This is a genomic window from Naumannella halotolerans (assembly GCF_004364645.1).
Classification (GTDB): domain Bacteria; phylum Actinomycetota; class Actinomycetes; order Propionibacteriales; family Propionibacteriaceae; genus Naumannella; species Naumannella halotolerans.
Genome location: NZ_SOAW01000001.1, coordinates 242,236 through 254,514, shown reverse-complemented (window position 1 = coordinate 254,514; position 12,279 = coordinate 242,236). Strand labels below are relative to the sequence as shown.

Genomic DNA, 12,279 nt, shown 5'->3' with positions numbered 1-12,279 from the left:
CCACTCCTCTCAGCGGAGTTTCGGGTCGAGTGCATCGCGGACGGCGTCACCGAGCATGATGAACGCCAGCACCGTGACGGACAGGAACAGCGACGGATAGATCAACATGTGCGGGGCTTCCCGGATCATGCCCAAGGTGGCGGCGTCGGAGATCGACAACCCCCAGGAGACCGCCGGGGGCTTCAACCCGATGCCGAGGAAGGACAGGGTTGCCTCGGCGGCGATGTAGACACCGAGGTTGATCGTCGCCACCACCATGATCGGGGCCAGGGAGTTCGGCAGCACGTGGGAGAAGACGATCCGCGCGGGCGATCCGCCCAGCGCCCGGGCTGCGGTGACGTAATCGTTCGGCTTCACCTGCAGCACCGCCGAACGCATCAGCCTGGCCGTGGTCGGCCAGCCGAAGAGGACGATCACCAGGATCACCTTGCCGATGATGACGTAGAAGCTCTCGCCGGGTTCGGCCGGGAAGATGTAGAGGAACAGGATGCCGGCCAGCAGCAGCGGGATGGCCAGGAAGATCTCACCCAGACGCGACAGCAGCGAATCCAGCCAGCCGCCGACGTAGCCGGAGATCAGGCCGACCAGACCGCCGATCAGGACCACACCCAAGGTGGCACCGAGGCCGACCATGATCGAAGCGCGAGCACCGTAGATCGTGCGGGTGTAGACGTCGTATCCCTGCCGGTCGGTGCCGAACCAGTGCTCGGCCGAGGGTGGTTGCCGGGCAATGGTCAGGTTGGCGTAGTTGGGGTCACCGCTGGCGAACAACTGCGGGAAGGCCGCCATCACGATCACGACCAGGATCAGCGAACTGGAGATCCAGAACATCGGATTGGACCGCATCTCGCGCCAGGCGTCGGACCACAGCGAACGTCCCTTGGCCGGTTTCTTCTCCGGCTGCTCCTGCGGCGCACGCTCGGTGACACGTCCACCGGCGGCGGCTGCCGTCGTGGCCTCACCGGGGGTGATGAAGGCACTTTGCTGGTCAGTCATGACTGATCCTCGGATCCAGGTAGCCGTAGAGGACGTCGACCAGCAGGTTCGCCAGCAGGTAGACGACCACGAGCACGGTGATCGTACCGACCACCGCGGCTCCTTGTTTGGTGGTGATCGAGCGGAACAGGTAGCCGCCGATCCCGTTGACGTTGAAGATGCGTTCGGTGACCACCGCGCCACCCATCAGGGCGCCGATGTCGGTACCGATGAAGGTGATCACCGGGATCAGCGAGTTCCGCATCGTGTGCACACCGATCACCCGACCGCGCCCCAGGCCCTTGGCCTTGGCGGTACGGACGTAGTCGGCACGCAGATTCTCCACCAGGCTGGCGCGCAGCAGCCGGGCGATGTAGGCCACGGAGACCGACCCGAGCACCAGACCGGGCATCAGCAACTGATACCAGGTGCCGTCGGTGGCGGTCGCCGGCAGACCGAGCCGGTCGCCGGTGGCATCGGGGATCATGATGCCGAAGACCAACTGCGCCATACCACCGAGGACGAAGATCGGGATGGAGATCACGACCAGGCTGGAGACGGTGACCAGGTAGTCGAGGAAGCTGCCGCGGTAGATGCCGGCCAGGACGCCGGCGACGATGCCGATCACCGCTTCGAAGACCAGGGCGATCAGCGCCAGCTTGATCGTCGTCGGGTAGCGGAGCAGCAGTTCCTCACCGACGTTCTGCCCGTTGAAGGTGGTGCCGAGGTCGCCCTGCAGCAGTCCCAGCATGTAGTAGCCGTACTGCACGATCAGGGGATCGTCGAGGTGATACTCCTCGGTCAGCCGCGCGACGTAGGAGGCCGGACAGGGTCGCTCACCACAGCGCCCGGCGGTGGGGTCGCCGAGGCCGTAGACCATGGCGAAGATCAAGAAGGTGGTGCCGAGGAAGACCGGTATCAGCTGCAGCAGCCGCCGGATGATGAAGGTCAACACAAGTCGCTCCGTAGGGATTGATCAGAACCGGTGTGGGCCGGACCACCAGGGTCCGGCCCACATCATTGTTCGGTTCTGGCTGATCAGTGGCTCAACACTGATCGATCACTGGTTGACCGTGACACCGATCCGGTCCGGCTTGCCGAACGGGGTCAGCTTCACGTTGGAGACGTTCTCCGACCAACCGATGGTCTCCAGTCGAGACTGCATCGGAGCGGTCGGGAAGTCCTCGGCGAGGATCTGCATGGCCTCCAGGTACAGCGCGTTGGCCTGATCCAGATCCGGCGCGGCAGCAGCCTCGGCCAGCTTGTCGTCGAATGCCGGGTTGTCGTAGTCCGACCAGTTCGAGTCCGCACCCTTGCCGTAGATCGGCGCCAGGTAGTTCTCGATCGACGGGTAGTCGGCCAGCCATGCCGAGCGCAGGACACCGGTGTACTCGTCGGCGTCGATCCCCTTGTTGTAGGTGGAGAAGTCGACGACCTGGTTCACCTGGCAGTCCAGGCCGAGATCGTTCTTCCAGCCGTTGCAGACGGCCTCGAAGGTCGCCACGTTGCCCGCACCGTCGGCATTGGTGTTCAGGTACAGGGTGCCGTCGTAACCACCGGACTGGTCGTAGAGCGCCTTCGCTGCGGCAGCGTCGTAGGTGCAGAACTCACCGCAGACGCCGGTCGGCGAATCCGGCAGGCTCGGCGGAGCCCAGGAGTCCAGCGGCGGACGGGCACCGTCCCACAGCTGCTGGTTGATGGTCTCCCGGTCGACGGCCATCGACAGTGCCTGACGCAGTTCCTTGTTCTCCTTCAGCTGCTCATCGGCAGGCGAGTAGGTCAGGTAGCTGATGGTCATGCTCTCGCGCTGCTCGGAGCGGTCCGGCAGATCGGACTCGAACTGCCTGCCGGCGAGCTGGTCGGTCGGGATCTGGTCGAGCACGTCGAGGTTGCCTGCGACAGTGTCGGCGTAGGCGGCGGCGGTGTCCTGGTAGATCACGAAGGTGATCTTGTCGGCGCTGCCGGGGAAGTCGCCGCCGTAGTCGGCGAACTTGGTGAAGACGGTCTCGGTCGAACTGGTCGACTCGACCTGGTACGGACCGGCGCCGATCGGCTTCGCCGCGAAGTCCTCCTTGCCCTCGGACTCGTCGGCGAAGAACGCATCCGGCTGCGGGGCGAAGGCGGAGTAGCCCAGGCGGACCGGCAGGTTGGAGACCGCTTCGATGGTCTTGATGGTGAAGGTGTAGTCGTCGACGACCTGCAGACCGGACATCTCCTCGGTCTCCGGCGGGTTGGCCTCACAGTCGGAGCCGTCACCGCCGCACTGGACATCGGCGTAACCCTCGATCGGGCTGAAGAAGTAGGAGGCGGCCTGACCGTTCGGTCCGGCAGCGGCCCAGTTCCAGGCGTCGACGAAGTTGTGCGCCTGCACCTCGGTGCCGTCGTGGAAGTTGTAGCCCTGCTTCAAGGTGACGGTGAAGGTCTGGTTGTCGTCGGTCTCGATCGACTCGGCGATGTCCATCTCCGGCTCGGCGGTGTCGGTGTTGTAGTGCACCAGCTTCGCGAGGAACATGTCCAGCTGGTCACCACCACAGGCCTCTGAGGTGTTGCTGGCGATCAGCGGGTTCTCGGGGGTACAGCCGTTGGTGGTGTACTCACCACCGGCGGCGCCCTCGGTGCCGGTATCGGTGCCGGTGTCGGTACCGGCTCCTCCCGAACCACAGGCAGCGAGGGTCAGTGCAGCAATGGCACTGACCGCGCCGGCAGTCATCAAGCGAGATCGTCCTCGCATTTGTGTGTCCTCCTGGTATTCCGCGGGTGACGCGGGATGGGGGCGCCGTCTCCCCTGCACCGGAGCGTGTCCGGATACCGTGGAACGGCTGATTCGTATTCCGTCTTTCTATGCGAGACGCATCGCGGGTGTCCAGCGACCGCACACGCCCGCAACCGGATCGTGACCAAGCAGGCGAAGCCGGTCCGGATCAGACCGGGAACCGGGTGGTCACGGCCACGGCGCGACGCAGTTTGTCGGTCCCGTCGATCAAGGCCCGACGCACCAGGGGAACCAGGTCCGGTGCGCCGAGCTGCCGTTCGGCGTGGGCCAGCACCTGCGGACTGGTTGCCCGTACCGGGAACGACAACCGGATCACGGTGCCGAGGGCCCAGCCCGTCCGGAACCGCGCGGTCCCTGCGATCCGGTCGAACCACTGCTCGGCCAGCTCGACCAGCAGTTGCGGGCTGCCGGAGGCGAACAGCCCGGAGGCGGTGGCATAGACCTCATAGGCGGACAGATCGTTGGGTTCGGTGACGATGCGCAGCGCACGTGCCTTCGCCTCGGCATCGGGAGTCGCTGCCCGGGCGTGGGCGGCATGATTGCGCGCCGAGGCGGAACTGTCCTGTCGGGCCAGCACTTCGATCTGTTCGGGATGCCCCAACTCGGCCAGCCGGGTGACGATCGCCCAGCGCAGTTCGTCGTCGAGCTGCTGCTGGCGCGGCAGGTTCTCCCCGCTCAGCCAGGCAGTCAGGCGCTCGACATCGGAGCCGGTACGGATCAGCTGCTGCCAGCCGACCAACTGCCGGTCGGTACCGGGTGTGGCCGTCTGCATCACCTGTTCGGCGCCCGCTGCCAGTTCCTGCAGGCGCTCTGGGCGATCGGCCATCGGCGTGAAGTGACCGACCAGTTCGTCGGCGGCGAAACCGAGCAGGGAGCGGACGATCTGGTCCGACGGGTCGTCGGGCAGGTCGGCGACGACCCGGTGCCGCACCACTGCCGGGTCCAGTTCGGCATTGCGGACACTGTCGCGCAGGGAGTTCCAGAGCACGACCCGGGTCAGCGGGTCGGCCACCGCGGAGATCGAGGCCAGGGCCGACAGTTCGCCGTCGAAGCGGATGCTGGCCCAGGTCTGGTCGGCTGCATCCGGTACGACCACGGCGGCCGACAGTCCGGGGTCGACGCCATCACCACGTACCCGTACCTGCAGGCGGTCGAGTTCGCTGCCCGAGGTGTCCAGCGCCGCCACGGCCATCCGGTGTTCGCGGCGTTCGTCACCGGTACGCACGATCCTGCCGCCGACCGCGCGCAGGGTGTCGGCACCGGTGGTGGTGAGCCAGGCCTGGGACCATTCGGACAGGTTGTCCGCACCGGCCCGGGTCCAGCAGCGCAGCAACTCCGCCAACTCGGCGTTGCGGTACTGGTAGCGGCCGATGTAGTCCCGCAGCCCGGCCAGGAAGACCTCGTCGCCGAGGTGGGCGACGAGCTGTTTCAGCAGCGCCGCGCCCTTGGCATAGGAGATGCCGTCGAAGTCGGCCAGGGCGGCTGCGGCGTCGACCGCGCCGTTGCCGGCCACCGGATGGGTCGAGGGTGACTGGTCGGCGACCATCCCCCAGTCCTTGCGGTTGATGCCGAAGTCGACCCACAGCGGGTAGCGCGTCGAGTTCGAACAGACCCGATGGGCCAGGTACTCGGCGAAGGACTCGTTCAGCCACAGGTCGTCCCACCAGCGCATGGTGACCAGGTCACCGAACCATTGATGGGCCAGTTCGTGCGCAACGGTGCAGGCCCGGGAGCCCCGTTCGAACTCGGTGGCCGCGCCGCGGAAGAGGTAGGAGTCGCGGAGGGTGACGCAGCCCGGGTTCTCCATCGCTCCGGCGTTGAAGTCGGGGACGAACACCTGGTGGTAGTCACCGAAGGCGTAGGGGACGCCGAACAGGTCGTGATAGGCCCCGAAGCCCGCCCGGGTGACGGCGAACAGGTCGGCTGCCTCGTTCTGCAGTTCGGTGGCCAGTGATTGTTTGGCATGCAGGCCGAGCACCACCGGATCCGAGGTCGCGGTCTTCGGCACCTCGTCCAGGACCGAGGCGTAAGGACCGGCCACGAGGGTGATGAAGTAGGTCGCCAGCGGTGGCGTGGGGAACAACTCCCACATGCCGGGTTCGGTCTGGGTGAATCGTCCGTTCCCCAGGACGGTCCAGCCGTGCGGTGCGCGTACCGTCATGGCGACGGTGGTCTTCAGGTCCGGCTGGTCGAAGCAGGCGAACCAGCGTGGTGCGGCGTCGAGGAAGCTCATGGCGTACAGGTAGGTACGGCCGTCGGCCGGGTCGACGTGGCGGTGCAGGCCTTCCCCGTCGGAGCTGTAGGCCATCCTCCCGGTGACGGTCAGCACATTGCTGTTGGCCAGCCGCGCCAGCCGGATCCGGTTGTCCTGCCAGGCATGGTGCGGCACCGGTGTGCCGTTCAGCTCGACGCTCAGCAGTTCCTCGCCGGCGAAGTCGCAGAAGGTCGAGGTACCGGTACGGCGGGAGCCGAACGAGATCGTGGAGGTGGAGGTGAAGGTGCGGTCGTCACCGGTCAGGTCGACTGCGATGTGCATCGAGTTGATCTCGAGCAGGGATGCCCGCTGCACGGCCTCGGCCTTCTGCAAACTCACCATGGCATCACCGTAGTGGGCGGCGGGTGTGGGCCGGGCTCACCCGCCCACCGTCGTCGGTGCCCCCTCCTCCAGCTCGACATTGCGCATCTCCGGTACGCCGAGGACGGCGATCGCAGCGATGGCGAAGGCCACCCCGAACACCCCGAAGAGCAGCACCGGACCACCGAATCCGATGATCACCGGTACCGACAGCGGGGCGAGGATCGAGGCGATCCGGCCGAACGCGGCTGCTGCTCCGGTCCCCTTGCCGCGGGCGGTGGTGGGATAGATCTCCGGGCCGATGGCGTACAGCGCACCCCAGGCGCCGAGGTTGAAGAACGACAGGGCACAGCCGGCGACGATGATCATGGTCGGGGTCTCGGCCAGGCCGAATCCGGCGGCGGAGATGGCCGACCCGGTGAGGAAGATGGCCAGGGTGGATCGTCGACCGATCTTCTCGATCAGGATCGCCGCGACCAGGTAGCCGGGCAGCTGTGCGATGGTGATGATCAAGGTGTACTCGAAGGAGCGGACCATCGGGAATCCCCGGTCGACGAGCAGTTGTGGCAGCCAGATGAAGGCGCCGTAGTAGGAGAAGTTGATGCAGAACCAGATGATCCACAAGGCGATCGTCCGGGAACGCAAGCGCTTCGACCAGATCGACTCGGTGCCGAGCGCCGGGGTCGCCCGTCGGCCCGGGGTCGGCTGTTGATCATCGACGGCGACCGCACTGTCCGGTTCGGCATGCGGTCGGGCACCGCCGGCAGCCTCGAACCTGCGTACGGCTTCCTCGGCCTCGGCATGTCTGCCCCTGGACTCCAGGAATCGGACCGACTCGGGCAGCCCGAGCCGGATCACGATGGCATAGATCGCCGGCACCAGGCCGAAGGCCAGTGCCCATCGCCAACCGTTGTCCCCCGAGGGTACGAGGAAGAAGCCGAGCAGGGCGGCCATCACCCAGCCGAGCGCCCAGAATGCCTCCAGGGCCACCACCACCCGCCCCCGGATGTGTTTCGGGGCGTACTCACTGACCAGGGTGGAGGCGACCGGAAGTTCTGCCCCGAGCCCGATGCCGACCAGGAAGCGGAGCGCGATCAGCACCGCCAGTCCACCGGCCAGTGCCGAGGCGCCGGTGGCCAGGCCGTAGACCAGCAAGGTGAGGGCGAAGACTTGGCGGCGGCCGAACCGGTCGGCCAGCAGGCCACCCAGGCTGGCCCCGACGGCCATCCCGGCGAAGCCGATCGCGCCGACCAACGACAGTTCGGTCGAGCTGAGGGCCCACTGCTGACCGACTGCGACCATCACGTAACTGATCAACCCGACGTCCATGGCATCCAGCGCCCAGCCGACGCCGGAACGTCCGAGCAGGTTGGCATGGGCCCGGTTGAACCGCAGTCGGTCGAGCCGTTCGGTACGGGTCAGGGTAGGTCCCTGACCGCCCGCGATCTGGTTGTTCACCGGGTGCTGGTTGTTCACCGGGTGATTGTCACACGCGATTCAGCGTGACGTCAGTGATCCGGACCATGTTTTCGCCTGACGATCACCAACCCCCGATGACCGTGGTCATCAGGGGTTGGTCACCATGGATCCGTCGCCGCCGGGATCACTCCTTGTCGCGGGGCTGCGTCTCGCCGCCATCCACCGCGTGCTCGGGTTCGATCGGGTCGGCGTCGTCGATGATCACCGGTTCGTCGGAGGAGTCGACGACGGCTCGCTGGGCGTCGAGATCGCCGAGCGTCCCGGTCTCCTCGGCCTCCACCGCACCGACCACCTCGGTGGCCTGGGCCTCCTCGGCCTCGACATCGGCGGCCAGGGTTCCCAGGTAGAGCTCGATCACCTTCGGATCGTTCATCAGTTCCCGGCCGGGACCGGAGTAGGCATTGCGTCCCTGGTCCAGGACGTAGGCGCGATCACAGATCTGCAGACAGCGGCGGGCGTTCTGTTCCACGATCACGACCGAGACGCCGGCCTTGTTGATCCGCCGGGTACGCAGGAACGCCTCGTCCTGGCGTACCGGTGACAGACCTGCCGACGGCTCGTCGAGCAGCAGCACACTCGGCTCGGCCATCAACGCCCGGCCCATCGCGACCATCTGCCGCTCACCACCGGACAGCGCACCGGCTCGCTGGCGACGACGCTTGCCCAGCTCGGGGAACATGTCGAAGACCGCGTCGACCCGTTTGGCGAACTGCTTCGGGGTCTGGAAGACCCCCATCTGCAGGTTCTCCTCGATGGTCAGGCTCGGGAACACGTTGTTGGTCTGGGGGACGAAACCGACGCCTTTGCGGACCAGCACATCGGCCCGCTTGTTGGTGATGTCCTCACCTTTCAGCGTGAGCGATCCCTCGCGGATGTTCACCAGCCCGAACAGGGCCTTCAACAAGGTGGACTTGCCGGCGCCGTTCGGTCCGATGATGCCGACCAGTTCACCGGGGTGCAGCACCAGCGAACATCCTTGCAGGATGTTGATCCCGGGCAGGTAGCCGGCGTACAGGTCGTCGGCGTGCAGCAGCGGCGTACCGCTGGGCGCACCGCGGTGCAGATCCTGGGCAGTCTCGGTACTCACTTGTCCTCCTTGGCCTGTTCGGCCTCCTCGGCCTCGGCCTGGGCGCGCAGTTCGTCCTCGACGCCTTCCTCGAGCAGCGCGTCGTCGCCCAGGTCGGTGTCGTGGTGGGCACCGAGGTAGGCGTCGATCACGGCCTGGTTGGCCATCACGTCCTTCGGCGGCCCCTCGGCCACCACCTTGCCCTCGGCCATCACCACCACCCAGTCGGAGATGTGGCGGACCATGTGCATGTCGTGTTCGACGAACAGCACCGTGGTCCCCTGGTCCCGGAGGTCGATGATGTGCCCGAGCAAGGACTGGGTGAGCGCCGGGTTCACACCGGCCATCGGCTCGTCCAACATCACCAGCGCCGGGTCACTCATCAGTGCGCGCGCCATCTCCAGCAGCTTGCGCTGACCTCCGGAGAGCGAGCCGGCGAAGTCGCTGGCCTTGGCGTCGAGCTTGAACCTGACCAGCAGGTCCATCGCCTTCTCGGTGATCTCCTTCTCCTGCTGCTTCCACAGCGGCGGCAGCAGGGCGCCGAACATACTCTCCCCGCGCTGCTTCCTCGCGCCGAGCCGCATGTTCTCCAACACCGTCATCCGTGACAGCACCTTCGTCAGCTGGAAGGTACGGACCATACCCAGATTGCTCACCTTGGAGGCGGCGACGCCACCGAGGTTGCGCCCGTCGAAGGTCCAGTCCCCGCCGTCGGGCTTGTCGAAGCCGGTCATCAGGTTGAAGAAGGTCGTCTTGCCTGCGCCGTTCGGCCCGATCAGCGCAGTGATCACGTGCCGCTGCACCTCCAGGTGCTGCACGTCGACGGCGTTCACACCGCCGAAGGTCCGGCGTACCCCGTCGGCGATCAGCATCGGATCGGGTTTGGCCGACCCGGGTACCTGTTCGACCCCGGCGAGGCTGGCCCGTGCCTGTTCGACCTCGGGGATTCGGGTGATCACGTCAGCCATTGATCGCCAACTCCTTCTTGTCGCCGAGGATGCCTTGTGGTCTGAAGATGATCAACAACGCCAAGGTGATACCGACCAGCACCAGACCGAGCGGTTCGACCTGCGTGGCATCCATCACCTCGGGCGGGATCACCCCACGCAGGATGCCGCGGACGACGGTGAACGCGAACCAGAACAACAGTGATCCCAGCACCGGGCCGAAGACCGTCGCGGCACCGCCGAGCAGCAGGATCGTCCAGGTGTTGAAGGTCACCGGCCTGCCGATGGAGTCGGGTTGGACCGAACTGGCGAGGACGAAGATCACGCCACCGAGGGCGCCGAAGACACCGCCCAGGATCAGCGCCTGCATCTTGTAGAGGTAGACGTTCTTGCCCAGGGCACGGACCGCCATCTCGTCCTCCCGGATTCCCTTCAGCACACGTCCCCAGGGGCTGCGGAGCCAGAGGAAGACCAGCACACAGGCCAGGATCACCAGCGACCAGCCGACGATCCGCAACCACCAGGAGTTCGACTGGTTCATCGGCAGGGCGATCGGACCGATCGCCACCAGCCCGTCGGCGAACGGCGAGGCGTCCTGGAAGGTGTTCTTGTAGGAGTTGCCGGTCAGTCCGTGGGACCCGCCGGTCAGCCAGCTCATGGAGACCGAACGCCCCACGAACCGTATGATCTCGGCCGCGGCGATGGTGACGATGGCGAGATAGTCGCCTCGTAGTTTCAGTGTCGGTAGACCGAGGATGAAGGCGAACACCACGGCGGCCAGGATCGCCACCAGGAACGCCAGCAGCAGCGGCGCGCCGTAGATGGTGGAGATGGCGAAGCCGTAGGCGCCGAGCAGCATGAAGCCTGCCTGGCCCATGTTGATCAGACCGGTCAGACCGAAGTGGATGTTGAGTCCTATCGCGGCCAACGCGTAGGCGATCGCCGTCGGACCGGTGGCCTCCCGCAGGGCGCCGACCAAGAGATCTACGATGTCCATGAACCTGTCATCCAATCCGTTGAGCGCGGCCGAGTATGCCTTGCGGCCGGAAGAGCAGCACGACGATCAAGATCACCAGTGCGGTGGCGTACCGGACGTCGTTCGGCAGGATCAGGGTCGACAGTTCGACCACCAGCCCGATGACGATCGCACCGAGGATGCCGCCCAGCGGGGACCCGAGGCCACCGAGGGTGATTGCGGCGAACATCAGCAGCAGCATGACCTGACCGAAGTTGAAGCGGGTCGAGCCCAGGTAGAGCGCCAGCAGGGCTCCACCGAGTGCGGCCAGCATGGCCGCCGACACCCAGACACCGCGGATGATCCGGTTCACGTTGATTCCTGAGGCCGCGGCCAGGGCGCTGTTGTCGGAGACCGCTCGGGTCGCTCGTCCGAGCCGGGTCTTCTGCAGTACCACGGTGACCAGACCGAGCACGATCACCGCAACGATCAGCAACCAGATGGTCTGCATCGACATCGAGAACAGGCCGAAGTTGATCCGCTCGGAGATGGTGCCGACGATCGGCAACGGGTTGCCACCGTAGATGGTGAGGAAGAGGTTCATCGCGGCCAGGGAGATACCGATGGTGACGATCAGCTGCTGGGTGGTTCCGACGCCGATGCGCCGCAACCGGCCGAAGATCCCGGCATCGAGCAGGAATCCGGCCACGCCACCCACCAGCACGGCCACCACCAATCCCAACCAGAGCGGCAGGCCGAAGGTACGGACACAGGTGAAGGCCACCAGCCCGCCGAGGGTGACCAGGTCACCGTGGGCGAAGTTGGACAGGCCGGTGGTGCCGTAGATCAGGTTGGCCCCGACCGCGGCCATGGCCAGCAGCAGCCCGAAGGTGAGCCCGGAGACGATCAGCTGCACCACGCGGTTGTTGCCCGCGGCCCCGGCGCTCTCGGACGCCTCGCCCGCCTCGTCGGTCCCGGCTGCGGTCTCCTCGCCCTCCGGCTCCCCGGCGGCAGGTTCGGTCGGTTCGGCCCCGGCACTCGGCTCGGTGCCGCCACCGGCCTCCGGTTCACCCAGCGGGAAGAGGGCGGCGGTCTGGCTGCCGAGTTCGACCTCGACCGTGCGCGGGTTGTTCTCCGGCTGCCGCAGGGTCTCCCCCTCGGGCAGGGTGGCCTCGTCGAGGCTCACCTCGTAGGTACCGGCCTCCTCGACCGCCATCGCCCAGGCGCCGGTGTCGTCGGTGCTGGCCGACAGCTCACCGGCCGGGCCGGTGGCGGTCAGCTCGACACCCTCGGCCGGATCGCCGGCGGCGGTCCGAATCGTTCCGGCGATACATCCGGTGGAGGAATCGGGAACACAATCGTCAGCCGCCGCGGCACTGCCGGCGGTGATCACCCAACTGGTCATGAGGAGCGCAAGGAGTGCCAGGCCGCGGATCAACCACGTCTGCCCCCGTTGCGCGGCTACTGAGTGCACAGAGCTCCTCCGAATGGTCGCAAGATTTCAGGGCA

Annotated in this window: 9 protein-coding genes; all 9 read right to left on the bottom strand. The window is 66.5% G+C overall.

What is annotated here, in order from left to right:
* Positions 1 to 9 precede the first annotated feature (9 nt).
* The 9 genes from CLV29_RS01215 to CLV29_RS01175 all read right to left on the bottom strand — a co-directional run bounded on the left by CLV29_RS01215 (position 10) and on the right by CLV29_RS01175 (position 12,175).
* Complete coding sequence (locus CLV29_RS01215) at positions 10 to 996, bottom strand: ABC transporter permease (protein ID WP_133753271.1); 987 nt, start codon at positions 994 to 996, stop codon at positions 10 to 12.
* Positions 989 to 1,930, bottom strand: a complete 942-nt coding sequence (locus CLV29_RS01210) for an ABC transporter permease (protein ID WP_133753270.1) — start codon at positions 1,928 to 1,930, stop codon at positions 989 to 991. The genes CLV29_RS01215 and CLV29_RS01210 overlap by 8 nt, the downstream gene beginning before the upstream one ends.
* A 105-nt stretch (positions 1,931 to 2,035) precedes the next feature.
* Positions 2,036 to 3,685, bottom strand: coding sequence for a peptide ABC transporter substrate-binding protein (locus tag CLV29_RS01205; protein ID WP_243831656.1), 1,650 nt, complete (start codon positions 3,683 to 3,685; stop codon positions 2,036 to 2,038).
* A gap of 211 nt (positions 3,686 to 3,896) precedes the next feature.
* Positions 3,897 to 6,344 (bottom strand): aminopeptidase N, encoded by a 2,448-nt coding sequence (pepN, locus tag CLV29_RS01200; RefSeq protein ID WP_133753268.1) that lies wholly within the window; start codon positions 6,342 to 6,344, stop codon positions 3,897 to 3,899.
* A gap of 36 nt (positions 6,345 to 6,380) precedes the next feature.
* Complete coding sequence (locus tag CLV29_RS01195; RefSeq protein WP_243831655.1) at positions 6,381 to 7,799, bottom strand: MFS transporter; 1,419 nt, start codon at positions 7,797 to 7,799, stop codon at positions 6,381 to 6,383.
* 127 nt (positions 7,800 to 7,926) lie between these two features.
* A complete protein-coding gene (locus CLV29_RS01190) occupies positions 7,927 to 8,889 on the bottom strand; it encodes an ABC transporter ATP-binding protein (protein ID WP_208292707.1) in 963 nt (320 codons plus the stop codon).
* A complete protein-coding gene (locus tag CLV29_RS01185) occupies positions 8,886 to 9,836 on the bottom strand; it encodes an ABC transporter ATP-binding protein (RefSeq protein WP_133753267.1) in 951 nt (316 codons plus the stop codon). Before CLV29_RS01185 ends, CLV29_RS01190 begins: the two co-directional genes overlap by 4 nt.
* A complete protein-coding gene (locus CLV29_RS01180; RefSeq protein WP_133753266.1) occupies positions 9,829 to 10,812 on the bottom strand; it encodes a branched-chain amino acid ABC transporter permease in 984 nt (327 codons plus the stop codon). The genes CLV29_RS01185 and CLV29_RS01180 overlap by 8 nt, the downstream gene beginning before the upstream one ends.
* A gap of 7 nt (positions 10,813 to 10,819) precedes the next feature.
* Positions 10,820 to 12,175, bottom strand: coding sequence for an ABC transporter permease subunit (locus tag CLV29_RS01175; protein WP_133753265.1), 1,356 nt, complete (start codon positions 12,173 to 12,175; stop codon positions 10,820 to 10,822).
* Positions 12,176 to 12,279: the final 104 nt, after the last annotated feature.